A 20,312-nucleotide genomic window follows, 5' to 3' on the forward strand; every position below is an offset into this window, starting at 1 on the left:
GGCATAAGTGTATTTAAACAACCATCAAAGTACTTTTTTAAGAATATTTAACTTATGAAATAGGCCCTTAAAGCTATCGGTATTCCTACTAGGTTCCGCTCGTTGCTTAGAAGCTAGGCCTTGTTCAAAACAAAACTGATTATTGATCTTTGCCGCAACACCAATTTTTCCAATTTTCTTTTGTAAGAAAGTCTTTGAGGTATTTTTTGGATATTGAATTTCATCCCAAGATTTCTTTAACGGCATAAGTTTGTAAATATCTAACTGAAATTCTTTTTGCGTGTACATTAACTCTCTATAGAAACAGCGTAAAATCTTGACTGACATGATATTACTTTGCTTATCATCGCTAGTGTATAGGTTCTCAATTGCGGCAACAACCTTATGAAGTGAATCGGTCATCGTTTTCTTAGCTTCAGCAGAAATTTGTAATGTTGATATGCCCTTATTAAGATCAGCAATTGGCCTTTGTGCATATCCATCAAAGAGACTCTTATCAAGTAATTGAGAATCAACATATTCTTTATACTTTCCAAAGCCAATGGCCGCGATAATTGTCGTGACAAATATTAGTATTAAAATTACCAGAACTTTCTTTTGTGACATTAGTAAAAATCATCCTCTTTTAAGCTATTTCGTATTTCCTGTAGCTCAAGAGTGTGTCCTGTCCCGAGACCGAGGTGATCATTTAAGTAGAGATCATCAATCACAATACTTAACGAATCTTTAACACTAGATGCATAATAGTCGTTATACATATCAGTATCTTTCATTCTCTTATTTAAATTATCCTTTATCGCAGATATATTATTTTTAAGTAGCTCTAAGGTTTTTACAGGATCTTGCTTAATATAGGCTTCATGAAATACTGAAGCAACAATTCGAGCTGAAGGGTAGGCCGCATAATCAGCAGAACTCTCTTCTTCAATTTTATCAATCAGTTCATTGGCCATTTCATTATCATACATTTTTGGTCCCCAATCAGAGACAATTAAAGTCGATAAGTGCAATCCTATCGGATTAAAATATTCACCTTGAGCACGAGCAAGAAGCGCTTGTGCTTCAATGCTTCCTGGATTTTCCTTTATATAGTTTATTGTGGCACGCATTCCATTACTTGATAGATAAGCATGTTTTGAATAATCTAAGAAATCTCTTACATAACGAACGTCACCTTCATTATTATAATCTCCCCGACATACTCGACAAGCAGCTTCAACTCGTGCCTTTTCATCGTCACTATTATAAGACAAGCAACAGTCCTCACAAGCGTAAGAAAACTCAAATCCCTCGCCATGAGAATAGCCTAGGTTATGAAGTTGCTCATGGAAGAGAGTTTTTCTAAGTTCATTTCTTTCTGCATCACCTTCAGGAGTAAACTCTAGAGATGTGGGTTGACCAGGATTGATGGCCATATAAGGGTGTTTAACTTTCCCACCATATGCGTCCTGTGTTTTTTCTGAAACAGAAGCATAGGCCAGAGTTCCTTCCCAGTACTTCATGTCATCGGCACGATCTGTACACATTACAGTAACTTCATTTTTACTTAGAAGTTGTTCTAAATCATATGCAATGCGAGTTGAACCCACGGGATTTTTAATATCTTTTCCTAGCTCCTTTAAGCATGCAATACCGTCGTGAATAGAGCTCTTTAAGAAGTTTGGAAAATCCTGTCCCCATTTAGAAAGACAAGCATTTTCAATGCGATAACCAAAATCAGTAGGTAGGAATCCATCATCAAAGCTTGCACTGACTTTATTAACAAGAGCAGATAGCTCGCCAATTACAGACTTCGATTGTGGTAAATGACATTCTTGTTTCTGAATTAAGCTTTGAGTGTTTTTGTATTTTATTTCGAAGACGCCATCAAAATCCTTATCAACTTCAATTGTTGCCTGAAATTGAGAATCATTTAGTTTTCGATAACTAACCCTACGATCAATTTTCCCATCACCGTTGGTATCTTGTAATGTTTGTTTGTATATCTCTTTTAGGTTGAACTTCGTGATAAACTCAAATTTTCCATCGCCATTTCGATCTTCTTGAATTTCAACAATTTTCTTTCCAAGACTTATTTCGATGCGATCGATCTTACCATCTTTATTGATATCAATTTTCTTATGGCGTAATTTTTGAGCTGCATAAGTATTAAAAAATAAGGAAAGGACTATAATAAATCTCATTCCTAAATTTTAACATAAATTGGATTTATCGACGTATAAATTCTAAAGAAATTTCACGATCACTACTGAAAACAAATTTTTGCTTTGGTTTTACTTGCGCTAAATCACATGCTGGCCTGATATGATAACTTCTTAATATATGGGCAAGAATGAGCTTTACTTCAATACTTGCCATTTCACGCCCTAGACAAGTACGTGTTCCTGTTGAGTAAGGAATATATGCTTTCTTCTGCTCACTTGTTAAATGATTAAAACGCTTTGGATTAAATTTATCGTGATCTTCACCCCAAATTTCTTGATTATTGAGGATTTTACCCAGAAGTGAAAAGACGATTGTCCCCTTCTTAACTTTGAATGTAATATCTTCGCTTGTTAACTCTTCATCTTCTGCTGCTTCTCTAAACAAGATAGGGAAGGCCGGCCTTAAGCGAAGGGTTTCTGCAACATAATTTTCCAATATTTCATTTTTAATTATTGAATTTGAATCGTTAAGATCTAGTGTAGCTAACTCTTGATATAATTCATTTTGTAATTCTTGATTTTGAGCTAGAAAGTAAAGGGCCCATGTTAGAGAGACAGCTGTTGATTCAAAAGAAGCTCCTACTAGGCCATATATTTGACCAATAATTGCTTCAGTATCTAGGCCTTGATTTTTTAAGTGAGTAATTAATGTATAACTAGTTGTCCCTTTCTCAACTTTTTCACGAACAAATTGTTTTCCTTCCTTAATAAATTTAGAAAATCGTAGGTTGCTAAGCGTTGGTAAGTATTTCCACATTGGGCCATAGTTCATTCGCTTAGTAAGTTCGGCAATAAGAAATTTTTGAAAGTAATAGAAACTATCGCTATCTGCATTTGAATTTGTAATTTCCTCTTTATTAATTTGAAAATTATGTTCAATAAAGAACTCACTTGTGATGGCCAAAGCAATTTTTCCCATCAATACTTCAACATCATCAACAATTGAATGATCATCAAATAGTGGAAGTGACTTTTCAAGTCGCTTGCTTGTAATATCATATAGGTTTTCTAATACTTTAGGTGTAAAGAAATGGACTAACTCCCCTCTTAAATCCTGCCACGTTTTACCATCGGCATCTAGAATTGAGGGCCTCCCTTTATTGATGTGTTTAATCTCATTAAGGGTACTTCCTTTTAAAAAAGTATTTCTTTTTTTAACAATTACTTCTTTATAGAGATCATAATTTCCGATTACCACAATATCTTTATGAAAAATTTTAAAACGATATGAATCTCCAAGCACCTTGCTTTTCTCATTAAGCTGATCAAATAGACACTTTTTGAAGTCTAACTCTCCAATACTGCCGATTACAGGTAATGTTTTTAAGCTTGGAATTGTACTCATATTAACCTTCTTTTATAGTCCTAAAATATCGCCAATTCGATCAAAGATTCCTCTTGCTGTATCAGCAACAGGCTTCTTTAGGCCGTATTCAACTGTTCTTGGCGAAGTAACAAATCCAAGTGCCTCATATTCTCTTGCATCTAGTTCAACTAGAGAGTCTTTAATACAAGATTTTTCAACTTCATCTATTTTAAGTGTGCCTGTTTTTAAGTAATTCTCAACACAATTTTTCTCTTCTTTCGTATTAATTGCAGCAGTAAGAAGAACAGCTGAAACTGTTGGTGCAGGATATTTCATATCAAGCTCACCTTTTCCAACATAGTTTCTAAGAACAGATAATCCGTAATTGGCCCCCTCTTCATCATTTGACTCATAAGCAGAACAGGCAGCAATACTAGCAACCTTAAAAGACGAATAACTTGTTGAGTAGCTAACACAAGTAAACTGTTGCTTTGAAGAAATTTGATTACAATATTCAACGACTTTATCATCAATATTAAAGTCTTCTTTTAAGTAATCCACACAAGCAGGCGAAGCATCAAGTAGTCCGGCCTTTACTTTTTGAATAATAAGTTCCTTTTTGTTGACGCCTATACACTCAACATCTGCATCAACAGAACAATAGGCCATATCACCTGCGATATAACAGTCTGAATTACTAAAATCTATTTTTTCATTATTGTCACAAATTCTTTTTATACTAAAAGTAGCATTGGCCTTTGCTTGTTTCGTTGCCGCCAGTTTTGCCTTAGTTTCAGCAAAAAACTTTCCTTCAACTTTTGATTCACCTTGTGAGCGAAGACTTAGATCTGCACGATCACCATATTCATGCAGGCGAATCTCTTGGTACTCAACACTATCCATTGCCTGATCAGCAATTGAGATCGCTCCATGGGCCATAGAATTTAGCAAGAAGTATGCAAGTAGTGATAGTGTTTTTTTCATAAGTCATTACCTTTAAAAATTGTACACCTATAGGCCAGCTGTCCAAAAATGAAACAGGCATAGTCCTCTAAAGTGCTAAATTCTTTAACAAATTAAGTATTCAAGGTAATAAGTTGCAAGGGATGGGCCAATTTAGAAATTTGTTTCGTAACCGCTTTCTTTAAACTCTAATTCACGCCATACACTTTTCCAGTCATCCTTAAGTAGAGTTGACGGCGTAAGTCTTGCTTGATTAGGTGTATCTTCTTTGAGCTCGATTTTCTCAAGGCCAGAGATGAGAAACATTTTATCTTTATCGAATTCAATATAAAAATCAGATTGGAACAAATGTCCCTTTAATGTCTTTCCCTTTAGGAGTACGAGGAGATAATCACTTGTTTTACATTTCTTATCAAGACGATATAGAAGCTCGCTTTTTGCGTTGTAATAGGTTTTGCGCAAGTCACCCAAGTTTAAGCGCTTCTTACCAATCATAGGAAAAGCGATATTCTCTTTAAGTAAATAAGAAACTGTAGTCGGGGTATCTGGATAGTTAGAATAATATTCTTTGAAGCATTCTTTGTTAAAGAAGCTACCTCTGGTTGTAGCAGCAAGTTGAGACCTTACTTCATAGACCTGGTCAACAATGTGATCGTTGGAATAAGTTGAATATTCATAGAAATCGACAACGACTTCGCCTGCTATTACAGGAATCGAAATAGTTATCAAAATAAATATTAACTTAGCAAAACATCTCACAATACAGTTTATTTACCATAAAAATATAGTGTTTCAATAAACACTTAAGGTTTTTGTAAAATATCTAAGACCACGGCCTTGATTATACGCATTTGTTGGCCATCTTTCAGGTGATAATTAGCTCCTGAATGTCCCCACCAGTCCCAACAACCGTGTGGATTTCTTCCAGGAATTACTGATTTCTTTGCTTGAGGAAAAAGAACAACAACATCAAGCTTATCAGCAGCTTCTTTTATTCCAGTATCATTAATATAACTCATGCCAATATGATCTACAGTTTGCTTACAGCCATGAAAAGCTACATGCAGGTCACACTTTCTGTCACCTTTACAACGCGAAGGAATATAGAGATATGCCTTGTCTTGTAATAGTGGCGTGAATGCTCCAACATCAAAAGCTGTAAAATGCTTGGCCTGATCAACTTCAACTGTTTTTCCTTTGAAAGTAAAACGTCTTTGCTTCTTTTCAGGATAGAGCGCACTAAGCGACTTCAAAGCACCATTGTAATTACAATTTCCAATATATGGAACTTCTGAAAGCTCACACTCAACTCCTTTATTTTCAGTAGGATAAGTATGGCCAGCTGCTAATGTACCCTCGTACTCGAGATTTTTAACACCAAAGAAAGCATACAAGTCTCTAAGTTCTTCACTTACGCTAGAAACGACTGTTTTATCGTTTTGCCCAGAGAAAATATAAACCTTATCATCTTTTAAATTTGTCGTAGGATCAATAAGGCCCATCATGGCCAATCCACTGGCAAATACATACGACTGATAAGCACTGCCCCAGGCACCATTTCCCTTCATACATGTATTTGTCGCCAAGGCCACAGAGCCCTTTGCACAGTAATAAGGGCCTGCTGCAAATATAGCTGCACCTTCTACTAGGTTGCTATTGGCAATGTGAAACTGATGAGCAAAGAAGCCTCCTGAGGAGATCCCTGATACAGTAATTTTCTCACTCAGGTTAAGAGCGAATACATTTGAAACTAAGATTATATAAATAGCTAAGATTATTTTCATTTTTGCTTTATAGAACAAAATCTATCGAATTTAAATGAGCGTGAAATAAGTAAAGGGGGGCCTCCTCACAAAGCCCCCAATTATGCTAGAACAATCAGCAAACCCCTAAGAATTCTTGATTATTCGACAACAATAAAGTTGAATTCACATACGTATTTTCCGCCACCGAACATACCTTTTTTGTAGAAATCAACATCTCCAAAAACATATCCGATAGTTGTATTGATGATTCTGTTTCTCATTTTCATACACTCAGTATATGACTTATCGTAGTTATTAGTGATTTTCTGTTTAATTTGCTTCTTAGATAGTACTTGCTCGTAACTATCAAGAGTTGTTCTGATTTCACAAATGTGATGGCTACCACTTTTTCTAGTGATAAATTCAAATTCAATACCTTCAACTTTGATATCTTTGATTTCATCATACTCAACTTCTGCGTCAAGACATGCTTTCTTGGCCTGCTCCTCTGTGTCATAACGATCTATTTCGATGCTTGATGATTGAAGCTTTGCAAAAGATGATAAAGAAAATACTGCACATAAAATTAAAAGTAGGTGTTTCATAAGTTTCCCCTCTGTTTTTCAATTGTTAAAAAATAATGTTTTTTCTTGAGAAACTTATAGCCAATGAGACTACTCAGGTCAGTTTAAGAAAGGTAAAGTTAAAAGTGAAAATGTATAAACTCTCTTAACTTTACATTATCTCTGGAATTTTGTTGGTAATTTCGGATATTTAGCTAATTCGTCGTTGAAAACCTAGTACAACAAGGGAAAAACCGAAGATGACAAGCCCCATAACTTTATAAATACGAGTTGGATCAAAAGAGATATTTAACTTAACCTTCTTCGGTGTATGTGGGCTTAGTGGATCTAGAGAAATTAACCAGCCACTTATATTAGCTTTTGAATTCTTCGAGTTTAAAATGTATTTTTGATCTGAAATTGAAAGTTCATAACTACTTTCATTATTTTGTTTTGAGATTTTGTCTAAACGAATATCAAAAGGAAGTTTAAATTCCTTATTATGAAATTTAAGATCATAGAATCTTCCTTCACTATCAATAATCTCTCTCGTTTCACCTAATTTCATTTGATAAATTTTTTGAGTATTTCCCTTCTCATAAAACTTAAGAATGTCACTATCATGCTTTTTAAAATTACTGCTATAGCGATATTCTAGTTTTAGGCCAGTATCCTCTAGAAAGTTATTTAATCGGTACTTATAACTATCACCAACAACTTCTAACTTAACTTTTTGCATTTTACATTCGTTACCTAAAGAATAAAAACCATCTTCTTTAAGAGCATATTTATTAGTTAAACAGTATTCTTTTTTGAGCAATGATATTGACTTTCTTCTTGTGAACACTGAACAAGCAGGGTTCACATTTGATAAATTTTCCAAGCAATTGAGCATTGATTGATTAAAAAGAACGATCTCCAAATTACCATCCTTTATACTAGTTGGATGATCAAGTCGACTTGAAGAAAGATAAATCAACTCACTATTGACTCCCGAAAGATAGCGAGACTCCTTCAAAACGACAGCACTATTATCTCCTGTACTTTTAAAGTTTGCGTGAAATTTTTCGCTATAAGGTAGGTATGAAATTAGATAAACCGGACCAAAATCGAGATTAAGGCCTTGAGGTCTTACTGAAAAATTTAGATCAATATATAAAGTTTTTCCGCTAGATCGCTCTCTTAATTGAGCTTGGTACTGATCGAGCATAGCAGTTTTAACTTCCGACTTCTCTAAGAGTTCTATATGACCCTTAATTGATGTGAAAGTTGAGACTATCGTCGAGACACAAATAGTAATTAAACCAATATGTGTTAAATGAATACCTAGTAACCTAGTTCTTATTGGTAACTTTTTAAGAAAACTTACGACTAATGATAATGTTACAAGTGAAAGTAAGAAGATAAAAAATGGACCATTAAAAATTAGGGAATTTGAAATCTTCGGGCCATATAAATAATCGACAAGCGCACCTATGACCAAATAAAGGACAAAAATGATGACTAAAGTGATAGCACTATAAACACTACTAAAAGAATGATTTAGTTTTGATAAGACTTGTCTCATGACAATAGAATAACTTGGGTCAAAATATCTGTCTACGTGCTAAAAAAGCGCTAAAAGACGTAAAGCACTTCATTAACCAACCGATAATATAAGGTATGAGAAGAGCTATTATAATTACACTTTTACTACTATTTAATTTCACGGGCCAAGCTAATAAAAATCAAGATTTAGAATGGGAACATGACTTCAGTTTTGACAACATTCAGGTCTGGAAGAATTCTCATAAGAGACTAACAGTCGAGGATAAGAATTCATCGAATAAAATTGAGAATTATAATAAAGAAAAAATAAGAAAATACTTAGATCAAAGAAACAAAATACTCAAGTATAGCGATTTCTCACAATTTAAAACAGAGTCCTTAGACTTCACGAAAAAGAAAAACTATATTCAAGTCTATAAGCTTGGTAGCTATAAAAACTCAAGATCCAAAACAATCTACTTAGCTGAGATACATCGTCTTTATAAAAATCGCACGATTATCACAATGCTAAGCTCTGAAAAAAAGATATCAAAATCAGATATAAAAGACTTAAATGAAAAATTCAAATTTGTTACGGAGCAAAGATAATGAGAAAACTTTGTACCGTACTTACTCTAATTATAAATATGTCAATTCACGCATTTGTCCCAATGAGTAATTATGAATTGGATCTTAGTGTTGCACAGACTCAATGCTTAGAAATTGGAAACCTTAATATTCTTGATGAGGCAAATTCACAACAATTATGTGAAATTGTTGTAAACTCACCTGCCTGCGAAGATGTTGAAGCAATAGATAAAAGAAAATGTGATCCGGGCCTTATAGTCGAGAGCAATGTTGCTGTTGATTTTATCTCTTGCCTACAGGGTCTTTGGGGTTCTGCGGTTGAGTTTATGAAGTTCATTGGTTCAGTCGTCGATTATATTATTGATGATGAGTATCGTGGAGAAAAGAATGAAGAGCTCCTTAATACCCTTCAAAGCGCCAAACACATGCTCGCTATGGAATGGTCGCGCTCACTAAGTGAAACTGATGGTATAGGGCCTTTGCATTATATCAATGCAGCAAAGCACTTCTCAAAAACAATGGGAACAATTATTTTTAATATGCTCCAAGATGCTTATTATTCGACGCAAGCAAACTACGCTTGTCTTTCACCAGAGGCAAGAACAAAAGCAATATGTCAATTTGCGGGTTCTTATGTTATTCCACCAACAATTGTGATAGCAAAGGTTGCGAAATTTCTATTAAAGTCAAAAACTGGTATAAATCGCTATACTCGCGAAGACTTTGCAAAAGAAGAACTCGAAAATAATATTCACGAGAAAAAAGATATTGATGATGAAGATGTCGTTGAAACAAAAGGGCCTTATTCAGAAGAATCAAGCTTTTTAGCAAGACTCGATTTATCACTGGCCAAAAGAGCGTTTGAAAAACCTGAGCAGATCACAGAGATTTCAAATGCGCAGACAGAAGGAATATTAAAGGTAATCAATAAAATTGAGCTTCCACATCGAATAGATATTATTGAAATTCAAGGAAAGAAAACAAAACGAATTGTTCTTTATGAAGGTGATCTTGTAGCAGCAAAATCAGATGCGGCCAAAGAACTACTTGCATACATGAAACAAACGGGAAGAAGTCAGATCGTTATCTCACCTCAAGAGATGTATCAAAGAAGTAGTGCTCTTCTTGCATCAGATAAAACAACATTCGTCTCAGGTACAGGTCTTGCAAATATCCTACGCCTTAATGAGAAGAATAGTCTGAATCAGAACAGGGCCTCTGCAGCAATTGAGGCAACGATGATTGATTCATCAGATGAAAACATAATTAGACTTGCAAAAGAGTTAAATGATCAAGGCTTCTCAGTTCGTGTTATAGAAAGAAAGGCCGTTAATAAAGAGACGAATCAGAATGTAACTAAAAAGGCCCTACAATTTAATAAATTTGCTGCAGATCAAGACAACCCAGCAGTAATTAGACTAAATAGATTCAGAAATGAAGATTTCAGACAAAAGATAGTCTTTTATCCAGATGACCTAAAGAAAGCGCAAGGCTCTTCAAATAGAGGTACTAGAACTGTCTCATTTAATTTTTCAAACTTAAGAGAGCTAATTAATGGAGGCCATGCCAATACTCTGCCTCATGAGTTTAGACATGCTAAGTTTGAATATAATCGCTCAATCGGAAAAGAATCTGCTTACGATCTACGTGTTCAACACTTAAAACCAGACGGCAAGCTTCATGATGGAAGAACTTATACAAATTATTTTTCAATGGAAGAGCTTTATAACCACGCACAAGATATTCAAAGTGTGACAAGAAAGATTCAGAAAGACCCTCAAATAGGTTTCACACTAGAAAAGGTCGCTGCAAAGGCAGATACGATAATCAATATTGCGAAAGGATTCAAAGTACAAAACGACTCTCTTAACTTGAACTTAATGTCGAGAATTCTTCCCTCGCAACTTAGTAGGCCTATTAGAGATCAGGGCACGTATAAGATAAATGTTGGGAGTGATAGTTATGTTAAAATAATAAAAGATAATAATAACTATTTCTCGATTGTTTTAAAAGATGATGATGTCGAACACACGGTACCAATGACATCAGAAAACTCAAAAAATGTGCTTAGAAACTTCATCAGAAATGCAGATGATGCAGCTCAAACAAATGATATGAATACTATTGCGAGTGAGTTAAAAACTGTTCTAAGAGATGTGGTTGCTAAAAACAATGAAAGAAGAAATCTCATTCGTTCAATTGAGCCAAGAGCAAAGGCATTAAAAGAAGCAGTTAAAAATACTGATTACTCTAACAAAAGCTTAGAAGAAATTAGAGAGCTGTCACGCCAGCTCTCGCAAGCTACAAAAGGTCGTGTTAATTAGACTTTGTTTTTAACACGGCCTTGTAAAAGGCTTCAGGATCAACGATCCCACCACTTTCACATGGAAGCCTTCCGCTTTTTGGAATATAGGCAGTTGATAGAAGCAGCTCTTTTAATTTTAAAGGAGAAAGCTCTGGATTAATTTTGTGTCCTTTTAACAGTACGTTTGTCACAAAAGGAGCGGCCATAGAAGTTCCATTTAATGGAATTGTTCCACCACCTGACTGAGCAGAGACAACACCTTGCCCCGGGGCGAAGATTTGTACTTTCTTGTTTCCAAACTTTGAAAAGCTAGCAGGTTTATATGTGTCCATCTTCTCCTTTTCAAGTGTTGCCGTATTTAGTGCTCCAACTTTAATCATATTATTGTAATCATAGCTTGCTGGGTAATTGTCGTTTCCTTTTAAATCGAGATCAAGATTTCCACGAGCGTTCCCTGCTGCCACAACAAAGATAGTCTCTGGATTTTCAACGAATGTATTTTCTAGATAATAGAATGATTCACGTGGTGCCGACATTGGTGCACCAGGATAACCAATAGCAAAGCTCATATTAACAAATTTAACATTCTTCTCTTTAATATATTCTGCAGCTTTCTCTAAGTGATCAGAGATGGCCACATCTCCAGCAAAACCAACAAGGCCGTACATATCTAAATCTTTTAAAGCAAGAGCCGCTACGTGGGTTCCATGAGAAACAGGATATGGAGTATGAATAAGGGAATGCGTTTCACGAATATTGTTATTGTCTAACAGGAGGCTTAGGCCAGCATCATCTTGTCTTTGCCAACCCCAAGAATCATCGACTCTCCCATTTCCATCATTATCAATACCATCACCTACTAAATCAAATGGCGAGTTATATAATTTATGAGTTAATGAAGGGTGCATAATATCAAAGCCTGTATCAATAATAACAACAGGCTCACGAGTCTTGTCTTCAAAGATACTTAATCTACGCTCGTATTCTTCATTTGAAAGATTAAATTTTTTAAGCTGATCACTAACATTAAAAGGTGCAACTTCATTATACTGGCCGATCAATTCCCCAGATGGTGTGAATGCCTTAAACTCTGAAACGAGATTAGCAAGAGGCGCTTTCATATTATAAACAACTTCGTAGTATTTTGAGACCTCGCCATCTTTACCAAGAACATCAATTCGATAAGGCTTTACAACAAAGAAGTCATCATCATTAGTTTCATCGTAACGGTAATGTTTAATTCCAATTTGCTTATATGAGCTTTGTGAGATTACCCATTGTTTTAAAATTGTAGGATCTTCGGCATCACCTTTCATAAGAATCTTTTCTTTTATTTTGTCTGAGACAATGCCATTTTCATCAATAACGTAAACACTTTTTAAGCGCTCTCCATTGTCAAAATATTCAAACTCAGCATGATATGTATAGATACCATCAGAACTCCAGGAGTCATTTGTTAGCATACGCCCTTGTTCATCGTATGTGCTAGCTCCCGTTTTTGAGCCCGTCTTTAAATATGTTTCAAAAGAAGACGTCAGTTTATTATTTTCACATTGGTAGGTCGTTTTCCAATTTCCATCGATTACGATTTTATTCGTTGGACAAGGAGCGGCCATAAGTGAAAGTTGAGATAAAATAAGAGTTGTTGCTGTTGTGATATATTTCATGCCACGGTTTTTACCACACATAGACGCACCGCAAACAATGCTTGAATAGATTACATGAAAAATTTTTAAGACCATATAGTTTCAATGAGTTAAATGTCTTTTTAATACCCCATCACCTATATTTCTGATCACTTTATATGGACGGATTCTGGCCTCTTCGCTAGTATGGCGCTCATGAACGAAATAGAGTTAGAGAAATTTATCAATACACCAGGGGCAGATCACCGCTCGCACCTTAATCGTCTTAAAAGAATTCAGGGACAACTTGAATCCCTCATAAATCTGGTTGAAGATGGAAAGTATTGTATCAATATCGTTCACCGCTCAAAAACAATTCGCGGCGCCCTTCGAGGTTTTGAAAGTTCAGTCATGGAAAATCACTTAAGAGGTTGTGTTGCAAAAGCGATCCAATCACAAGATACGAAACTGATTGATGAAAAGATTGATCAACTTTGTACAATTATCAGAAAGGACTAACCAATCTGAAATTCTGTAAAATTTGAGACTGGCAGCTCTTCAATAATTGTCACATTCGTAACCTTGGCCGTCTCTGGGCCGACCTTTAAAAATTCTTCGAGATTGGTTATATCGTCTAATTCGCCACTGGCCATAACCTCAACGCTTCCATCTTTGAGATTTTTTACATAACCAGTAATTGTAGGTGTATGTTTAAGAACATACTCGTATGTACTTCTTCGAAACCAAACACCCTGAACGACGCCTTCAACGCGGTATCTTCTGTTAATCATAAATCCATCCTAGCATGTTCATACATCTTGAAGATGTAATTTTTCTTAATTTATATGTTAAGATATTACCATGTGTTTTTCGATACAAGCGCAAACAAACTTGAAAGTGCTTTCACAAAAGCTTAATACTCCTTTAAACACGAAGGCTTATGAGTCATTTCGTCTGTTGCAAGAATTAGAAGCTTCTCTTGATCCGCAAGAATTAAAGAAAATACTGGGCCTAAAGAGAAAACCAAGTAGTGATATCTTTAAGTCAGCTGATAAAGAAGGGCGAATTTTTCCAAATTATTTTGCAAATGTTATGACGCAAGAATACGAAGAGAGAAGCATTTCACCAATGCGCTACCGTGTTCGCCCAAGAGGATCGCAAGAAGAAATTCCGACCAAATTCAATGTCTTTAATGCCAGACTTGATTCACTCGAAAAGAGACAAACATGGGCACCACTTTTTATGAAAAACCATGGAGTCATTGCCTTTGAAGCATTTTACGAATGGGTTGAAAGAAACGGCAAGAAAACTCTTATTAAATTTCTTCCACAAGATGGAAAGCTCATTCTTGCACCTTGTTTGTGGGATGAGTGGACATCAAATGATAAGCAAATAAGCTTTAAATCATTTGCTATCATAACAACTGATCCACCAAAGGAAATTGAAGAGATGGGACATGATCGCTGCCCTATCTTTTTAAAAGAAGAGTATTTAAACGACTGGCTTAACCCAAAAGGCTTAAGCAAAAATGATACATATGAGATTCTTACCCATCCGTACCAAGAGCATTATGATTACGAATGGGCCTAATGATTTTATTTTAAGAAATTGAAATAACTTCGTATTCACGAGTAATATCACCCGTTTCAACATCAAAGAAATCTCCAACTTCCATCCCTAAGGCTTCATTTCCAATGGGAGAGAAAACTGAAATAACAAGAAGTGGTGTTCCATCAAGATTTAGCATTGTTCCACCTGCAGTTGGTGTGATGAAGTAATGCCTTGTCTGATCATTGAATTTAAGTTCAACAAGTGAGCCTAGTGCGATTTTATCTCCCTTGGGAAGATCTTCAGAAAGCTCTTTAATCATGTTGATATCGATTTCTAGCTCATCAACACGCTTCTTTTGGGCCCCTGCAAGATAGCCTGCCTCAATAGCGCGAGTATCGTACTTACCTTCTTGGGCCATATCAGGCTCTTGAGACATCACTCGAGTCGTCTCAAATGCAGCTTTGGCCTTTGTCAGTTCTGTTTCTAAATTTTCAATAAGTGTAGAGATGATAGATTCTTTATTCATAATAAATAATTTCGCTAGATTACCTTTAAGAAATGGTTGTATTATTTTCAACAATATACCTCAAAATCCCCTTTTGTACTATAAATTGGGCATATGAAAATCTTGCTTACCTTGCTATGTGCACTATTAACTTTTTCGGCCCTTGCTACAACTAGTGAGAGAAATCCTCATGAGTATCAGATTCTTGCTCATGAAGACCTTGGTTCAGAAGTAAAAGAACAAGATTTTTACTTTGTCGTTGTTGAAGCCTTGAGGCTGTATCAAGACGAAGCGATAAAACAAAAGCGTGGTATTTCAGTGAAAACCCTCGACTGGCAAACTCCGTATTTTAGTGCTTGGGCCTTATACGATGACAAGGCAGATCACTTTAATATTAATTTCTGGGGAGGCTTTGCTCGCATGCCTAATATGACAAAAAGAGCATACGCCTTTACTGCCTGTCATGAGATAGGACATGTTCTTGGAAAAGCACCGCGTATGGAAAATAAGCATTTTTCACAAATGAGTACAGAAGGGCAATCGGACTTCTTTGCAGCAGCAAGTTGTTATAAGAAATTTGTCATTAATAATCCAAACTACTTTGACTCTCCAATAGAGCTTGACCCATATGCGGCCTCACTGTGTCTAGAGAAGTTTTCTTCTGATAATTTTAACCAAGAGCTTTGTTTTGAGACAATGCAGGTTGCTCAAGACTTCCCTAAGGCCATTGCTCATATGAGTTCTGACCCAAATAAGCACGCTAAAATAACGAACTCAGATCCTACGACTGTTACCAAGACCCTTGATAGCTATCCAACATTACAGTGCCGTATGGACATCATCAAAAACGGGGCACTTCTTGAATTTAGCGGGGACGAAATATCAATAAAAAACCTCGAATCACGCTTGCCATGCTGGTTTGCAAATTCAGCTACTTCCCATATCCATTGACATAAAATAGCTCTAACGAGTTAAGAGAAAGTTTGCCGTATCTATATAATTTCTTAACTTCTGATATAATTTCAATATGCACGAACGTAACGGCGAACTCTATTCTAAGTTTGAAGAAATCATCAACTCAACAACACATAGCTTGGGTATTATCCTAGGAATAGTTGGAACAATTATGATGGTTTTGAAGGCCAAGTCTGGCATTCACACTTTCGCCTATACTGTATTTGGACTTTCAATCACTTTCCTTTATACAATGTCCACTCTCTATCATGGGACGGCCCATAAGAAGCTTAAGAATATTTTTCGTAAAATGGATCATATTGGCATCTATCTTTTGATTGCCGGCTCATATACGCCATTTCTTATGCTGGCCATTAAAGGTGAAACAGGAATGTGGATGATGATCAATATTTGGGCCTTGGCCTTTATTGGGATTCTGATTAAGCTTTTTGCCTTTAATCGTTCTGAAGTTCTTACGATAATTCTGTGTCTGATTATGGGGTGGATGGTTCTTGCTATTCGCACAGAAATGATCGCAAATCTAAGCTTTGATTGCCTCAAATGGATTGTCATTGGTGGCGCCTGCTATATGACAGGAGTTCTCTTCTACCTGCGTGAAAGTCTATACTTGGGTCATGCAATTTGGCATATTTGTGTCCTTTTAGGCACTACTTCTCACTTTTACGCAGTGTATGCATACGTCTAATCTTTCATAAACTTCAATAGATTTTTACTATGAGCTGACATAGATTCTTTATTGGATTCGTATAATTATTATTGTTATACTTTAGAAAATAAAGGAGAACGTATGAACACGATTAACCAATTAAAACTAATTCAAGCTGATGCACAAGTATACTTTATGAAACTTCACAACATTCACTGGAATGTAACAGGAATGATGTTTCAACCAATTCACGCGCTAACTGAAGCTCTATACAACGAATTTGCGATCGTTTTTGATGACCTTGCAGAAAGACAATTACAACTTCATCAGAAACCTGTTTTAACGATGTCAGGCGCACTAGAAATAAGCCGCATAAAAGAGACGAATGAGTCATCTTTTACAAGTACGCAAGCACTAGAGCTAATACTAAAAGACAATCAATACTTCCTAGAAGCCTTCAAAGAGTTATCGGCAACAGCTGGTGATGAAAACGATGCTACAACAGTCGCTTACGCAGACGAAAAAGTTGCTTGGCTAGAAAAAGAAAATTGGCAATTAAGAGCAATGCTAGAATAGTCTAAAATATCATTTAAAGCCGAAAGTCACCCTTTCGGCTTTTTTTTATTCTTTCCACTATCACCTTAAAAGCTTCAATCATATGATCCTTAACCGCAGATCCCTCTAGAACCTCTAGAGCGTGTGCAATGGCCTCATATGTACACAGAAAATTCTCACCAGGAGACTTTCTTAATTCGTAGATACTGTGTCCCACATCGATTAAGTGATATTTAGGCATACGCCCAAGCACTTCTTCACGCTTGTGAAATTTCTTGGCCTTTGACCAAGAACCGTCAGGCACAACAAGACAAGTCTGCTTACCTTCTTCGGCCTTATAATCCTGCAAAGGAAGTGAGTCTTGTGTTGGAAAAAGATAGATATAATCAAATGTATCAAAGTCGAAAAGCTGGGGCCCAAAAGGCTCATGAACATTTCCTCTTTCGAAAATTTCACATTTCTTAAGTACCTTGGTCGCGAAATAGGCCGTATTACTCGTCAGCCATCTCTCAGTATAATGCATAGGGATGATGACTTTAGTTTGGTTAGCAAACGGTTTAAGCACGTCACAAAAGCACCAATGAGTATTGATGCGACAATTTGGACAGCGGGAATCTCTTGTATCTCGGCGTGACTTTGACATAGGTTTGATTTATCATAATTAGTGCATTTATTCGATTTTAAAATAAAGGAAAGGTAAAAAATGAATTATTTTAGTGATGAAAGTGAATGGAAGTGGATGCTTAGAAACGCAATTGATTGGAAAACTATTATTCCAATGTACTATCCTAACTTCCCTACTGAAGACGGCTTTAATAATGAAGAAGAAATCCTAAGCTTTATGGAAGAGCTTCTTACTCAAACAGGTAGCTGGGCAGCTGATGCAGTCTATGCCAGAGCAGAGGCCATTGATCAAAATGGTGCTGGAGAAGTTAAAGATGGTAGAACGATTCCTGGCCCAGAATTAAATGCATTCTATCAAGAGGCAACTGAGCTGGGAGCATTTGGAGTAAGTCTTCCTACTGATTTTGGGGGAATGGGACTTCCTGCTGTTGCACTAATGGTTTTACTAGAACAACTATCACGAGCGTGTAACTCTCAATGTACACAGCTTGCTTTCTTTACTTCAATCGCAGATATGGTTCACCGTTTTTGTGACCACGAAACAGCACAAAGAATTGTTCCTAAAATTATCTCAGGAGAACTTTCAGGATCAATGAATTTAACAGAGCCTGGCTGTGGTTCAGATCTTGGTATGATTAAAACTTCCGCAACTCCAGTTGGAGATGGCACATATAAGCTAAATGGTTCGAAGATATTTATCACTAATGGTGGTGGCGGTATTGGCTTTGTATTGGCCAGAGTAAAAGGTGCACCAGAAGGACTTTCAGGTTTATCACTCTTTCTATGTGAGCAAGATGAGCCAGGTGTTGAAGGCCCTAATTTTATCGTTGCCAAAAACGAACATAAGATGGGAATGCATGGATCATTTACTTGTGAAATCGTTTATGAAAATTCTATTGCTCGCCTAATTGGTGAAGAAGGTCAAGGATTCAAGTATATGCTTCACCTCATGAATGAAGCTCGTATCGCTGTAGGTATGCAGGCACTTGGTGGAATTGAAGGCTGTATTGGCTATGCTAGAAAATATGCTGATGAACGTATGCAATTTGATAAGCCAATTTCAGAATTACCACTTATGAAAAGAAATCTTGAAGACTTTGAAACTGAAAGAGATGCAATTAGAGCACTACTTGTTGATACGATTTCTTCATATGATATTTTTCAAAAGTTAGATCTAAAAAAGAAAATAACAGGAGAGCTTACAAGCGAAGAAGAAGCTCAATTTAAGAATGCTTCAATTTGGACAAGAAAACGCACTCCTCTTGTTAAGTACTATTCATGTGAAGCTTATACATACCTCTCAACTAAGGCCATTCAAGTTCTTGGTGGTTATGGATTTATGGAAGAGTATCCTATGAGTCGCTATCACCGTGATTCGTTTGGTCCACTTCTATACGAAGGAACAAGTCAAATTCAAGCGCTCATGGCCCTTAAAGACATGATTAAATATATTGCAAAGAACCCTGACAAATACTTTAAGAATCTCTTTATTAAGCACCCTGCATTTAGTTGGGTTAGTGCGGAAAGCAAAGAACAAAAAGAGCTTACTTCAACACAATATACTTTTAAGAAAAGTCTTGTGAAATTAATCATCAAATGTCTCAAGCCAGATAGCCTTTCAGATCTTGCAAACCCAAAGGCATGGATGAATGAAGAAAATGTCGACAAACTAATGATCCACGCTGAAACGATCTGCCAAGGACTTTCATATCTTGAAACATTAAGAGTTCTTGCAAATCACGCTTCAATCGATAAACAGAGATATGATTTATTCTCTCGCTACTTAAGACTTGTTACACCAAGACTAACAGCAATTTATAATGATTGGGATTTAAGATAATGAATGAAGCCTCTTATTAAAAGTGAGAGGCTTCTTATTTTAAAGTATATTCTTCAATATTTTGATAATCATACTTAACATTGTTATTTGAGCATTGTGTTTCATATTCAATTTTTTCGATCATTGCATTTCGAGAAGCAGCTGAATTGGCTTCAATTGTATAAGTATACTTTTGCGACAAGACCTTTTCGTTTGCAGATCGATCAGTAACGATACTTCTTACAAAGATATTTGAATTTGGAAATGAATAAACAATTCCAATTCCTGCAAAATTTGCGTAAACCTGATTAGGATTTCCATTATTGAAGAAGGCCTGACAAAATAATTGCATAAATCCATCTTCATCTGTTTGCACTTGAGTCTCTAAGAGCTCACCAGGTACATCGAAGGCACCAGATACAACTTGTAGGCTTATTTTATTATTATAAACAGCATCAATACTTGCCCTTACATTTCTAACACTCGGGTTAGCACTACAAGAACCTTTTCTAACTTCAAACTTAACAGTCTCGATATCATCAGTACTTGCTAAATTCATACGCATTGCTCTTAAACGAGAACAAGCAGAGCGAGCATTAGATAAAGAAAGTTCATCTAAAGACGGCTGAACTTCAACTATACTACCAACTTGAGAACTAGAAATAGGTGCAGGACCACCACCGTACTCACCACATGACGACATCACAAATGTGCCGGTGATGGCCAATAAAATATGAAAGAATTTAGATTTTAAAACCGTATTCATCAACTAACTATTCGGATTCGGTTAACTAAACTTAAATTTTCATGG

21 protein-coding genes are annotated in these 20,312 nt (G+C 36.0%); 8 read left to right on the forward strand and 13 right to left on the reverse strand.

Going from position 1 to position 20,312, the window contains the following annotated elements:
* Positions 1-24: 24 nt before the first annotated feature.
* The 8 genes from ABMA70_RS01655 to ABMA70_RS01690 form a co-directional block, all read right to left on the reverse strand.
* Positions 25-606 carry a hypothetical protein gene (locus tag ABMA70_RS01655; protein WP_392991921.1) on the reverse strand — a complete coding sequence of 194 codons (582 nt, stop codon included), beginning with the start codon at positions 604-606 and terminating at the stop codon, positions 25-27.
* On the reverse strand, positions 606-2,183 hold the full coding sequence (locus tag ABMA70_RS01660) for a hypothetical protein (RefSeq protein ID WP_392991919.1): 1,578 nt from the start codon (positions 2,181-2,183) through the stop codon (positions 606-608). The genes ABMA70_RS01655 and ABMA70_RS01660 overlap by 1 nt, the downstream gene beginning before the upstream one ends.
* Positions 2,184-2,208: 25 nt before the next feature.
* Positions 2,209-3,549 (reverse strand): cytochrome P450, encoded by a 1,341-nt coding sequence (locus ABMA70_RS01665; protein ID WP_392991917.1) that lies wholly within the window; start codon positions 3,547-3,549, stop codon positions 2,209-2,211.
* Positions 3,550-3,561: 12 nt separating this feature from the next.
* The gene (locus ABMA70_RS01670; RefSeq protein WP_392991915.1) at positions 3,562-4,494 is read right to left on the reverse strand and encodes a hypothetical protein; all 933 of its coding nucleotides are present in this window, start codon (positions 4,492-4,494) and stop codon (positions 3,562-3,564) included.
* Between the two features lie 132 nt (positions 4,495-4,626).
* On the reverse strand, positions 4,627-5,202 hold the full coding sequence (locus ABMA70_RS01675; RefSeq protein ID WP_392991913.1) for a hypothetical protein: 576 nt from the start codon (positions 5,200-5,202) through the stop codon (positions 4,627-4,629).
* A gap of 74 nt (positions 5,203-5,276) precedes the next feature.
* Positions 5,277-6,257 (reverse strand): PHB depolymerase family esterase, encoded by a 981-nt coding sequence (locus ABMA70_RS01680; RefSeq protein WP_103217248.1) that lies wholly within the window; start codon positions 6,255-6,257, stop codon positions 5,277-5,279.
* Positions 6,258-6,376: 119 nt separating this feature from the next.
* A complete protein-coding gene (locus ABMA70_RS01685; protein ID WP_103217249.1) occupies positions 6,377-6,823 on the reverse strand; it encodes a hypothetical protein in 447 nt (148 codons plus the stop codon).
* A 169-nt stretch (positions 6,824-6,992) separates the two neighbouring features.
* Entirely contained in the window at positions 6,993-8,348 is a 1,356-nt protein-coding gene (locus ABMA70_RS01690) for a hypothetical protein (RefSeq protein ID WP_392991911.1), read from the reverse strand.
* 95 nt (positions 8,349-8,443) lie between these two features.
* Between ABMA70_RS01690 and ABMA70_RS01695 the strand changes: the two genes are divergently transcribed.
* Both ABMA70_RS01695 and ABMA70_RS01700 read left to right on the forward strand, forming a co-directional pair.
* Positions 8,444-8,917 carry a hypothetical protein gene (locus ABMA70_RS01695; protein ID WP_103217251.1) on the forward strand — a complete coding sequence of 158 codons (474 nt, stop codon included), beginning with the start codon at positions 8,444-8,446 and terminating at the stop codon, positions 8,915-8,917.
* A 38-nt stretch (positions 8,918-8,955) separates the two neighbouring features.
* Positions 8,956-11,220, forward strand: coding sequence for a hypothetical protein (locus ABMA70_RS01700; RefSeq protein ID WP_393022099.1), 2,265 nt, complete (start codon positions 8,956-8,958; stop codon positions 11,218-11,220).
* Here the strand turns inward: ABMA70_RS01700 and ABMA70_RS01705 are convergent.
* Positions 11,213-12,868 (reverse strand): S8 family serine peptidase, encoded by a 1,656-nt coding sequence (locus ABMA70_RS01705; protein ID WP_392991906.1) that lies wholly within the window; start codon positions 12,866-12,868, stop codon positions 11,213-11,215. The two genes, ABMA70_RS01700 and ABMA70_RS01705, sit on opposite strands and share 8 nt — an antisense overlap.
* 174 nt (positions 12,869-13,042) lie before the next feature.
* Between ABMA70_RS01705 and ABMA70_RS01710 the strand changes: the two genes are divergently transcribed.
* Complete coding sequence (locus ABMA70_RS01710; protein WP_158246820.1) at positions 13,043-13,345, forward strand: metal-sensitive transcriptional regulator; 303 nt, start codon at positions 13,043-13,045, stop codon at positions 13,343-13,345.
* On the opposite strand, the gene ABMA70_RS01715 is transcribed toward ABMA70_RS01710, so the two are convergent.
* Positions 13,342-13,617: an acylphosphatase gene (locus tag ABMA70_RS01715; protein ID WP_103217255.1), complete on the reverse strand. Its 276-nt coding sequence runs from the start codon at positions 13,615-13,617 to the stop codon at positions 13,342-13,344. The two genes, ABMA70_RS01710 and ABMA70_RS01715, sit on opposite strands and share 4 nt — an antisense overlap.
* Before the next feature lie 70 nt (positions 13,618-13,687).
* Here ABMA70_RS01715 and ABMA70_RS01720 point away from each other — a divergent pair, with 70 nt between their 5' ends.
* The gene (locus ABMA70_RS01720) at positions 13,688-14,416 is read left to right on the forward strand and encodes an SOS response-associated peptidase family protein (protein WP_103217256.1); all 729 of its coding nucleotides are present in this window, start codon (positions 13,688-13,690) and stop codon (positions 14,414-14,416) included.
* A 10-nt stretch (positions 14,417-14,426) separates the two neighbouring features.
* On the opposite strand, the gene ABMA70_RS01725 is transcribed toward ABMA70_RS01720, so the two are convergent.
* On the reverse strand, positions 14,427-14,903 hold the full coding sequence (locus tag ABMA70_RS01725; protein ID WP_146037798.1) for a GreA/GreB family elongation factor: 477 nt from the start codon (positions 14,901-14,903) through the stop codon (positions 14,427-14,429).
* Positions 14,904-14,996: 93 nt separating this feature from the next.
* Here ABMA70_RS01725 and ABMA70_RS01730 point away from each other — a divergent pair, with 93 nt between their 5' ends.
* The 3 genes from ABMA70_RS01730 to ABMA70_RS01740 all read left to right on the forward strand — a co-directional run bounded on the left by ABMA70_RS01730 (position 14,997) and on the right by ABMA70_RS01740 (position 17,079).
* On the forward strand, positions 14,997-15,833 hold the full coding sequence (locus ABMA70_RS01730) for a hypothetical protein (protein WP_103217258.1): 837 nt from the start codon (positions 14,997-14,999) through the stop codon (positions 15,831-15,833).
* 76 nt (positions 15,834-15,909) lie between these two features.
* Complete coding sequence (locus ABMA70_RS01735; RefSeq protein ID WP_103217259.1) at positions 15,910-16,542, forward strand: hemolysin III family protein; 633 nt, start codon at positions 15,910-15,912, stop codon at positions 16,540-16,542.
* A 102-nt stretch (positions 16,543-16,644) separates the two neighbouring features.
* Positions 16,645-17,079, forward strand: a complete 435-nt coding sequence (locus tag ABMA70_RS01740) for a DNA starvation/stationary phase protection protein (protein WP_103217260.1) — start codon at positions 16,645-16,647, stop codon at positions 17,077-17,079.
* A 13-nt stretch (positions 17,080-17,092) separates the two neighbouring features.
* Here the strand turns inward: ABMA70_RS01740 and ABMA70_RS01745 are convergent, their stop codons facing one another.
* The gene (locus tag ABMA70_RS01745) at positions 17,093-17,701 is read right to left on the reverse strand and encodes a tRNA-uridine aminocarboxypropyltransferase (protein WP_392991902.1); all 609 of its coding nucleotides are present in this window, start codon (positions 17,699-17,701) and stop codon (positions 17,093-17,095) included.
* A 60-nt stretch (positions 17,702-17,761) separates the two neighbouring features.
* On the opposite strand from ABMA70_RS01745, the gene ABMA70_RS01750 reads away from it, so the two are divergent.
* Complete coding sequence (locus ABMA70_RS01750; RefSeq protein ID WP_392991900.1) at positions 17,762-19,522, forward strand: acyl-CoA dehydrogenase family protein; 1,761 nt, start codon at positions 17,762-17,764, stop codon at positions 19,520-19,522.
* Positions 19,523-19,556: 34 nt separating this feature from the next.
* Here ABMA70_RS01750 and ABMA70_RS01755 read toward each other — a convergent pair whose 3' ends face one another.
* Positions 19,557-20,267 carry a hypothetical protein gene (locus ABMA70_RS01755; protein ID WP_146037799.1) on the reverse strand — a complete coding sequence of 237 codons (711 nt, stop codon included), beginning with the start codon at positions 20,265-20,267 and terminating at the stop codon, positions 19,557-19,559.
* Between the last annotated feature and the right edge of the window lie 45 nt (positions 20,268-20,312).

The sequence above is a fragment of the Halobacteriovorax sp. XZX-3 genome, from assembly GCF_043196495.1.
GTDB lineage: Bacteria > Bdellovibrionota > Bacteriovoracia > Bacteriovoracales > Bacteriovoracaceae > Halobacteriovorax_A.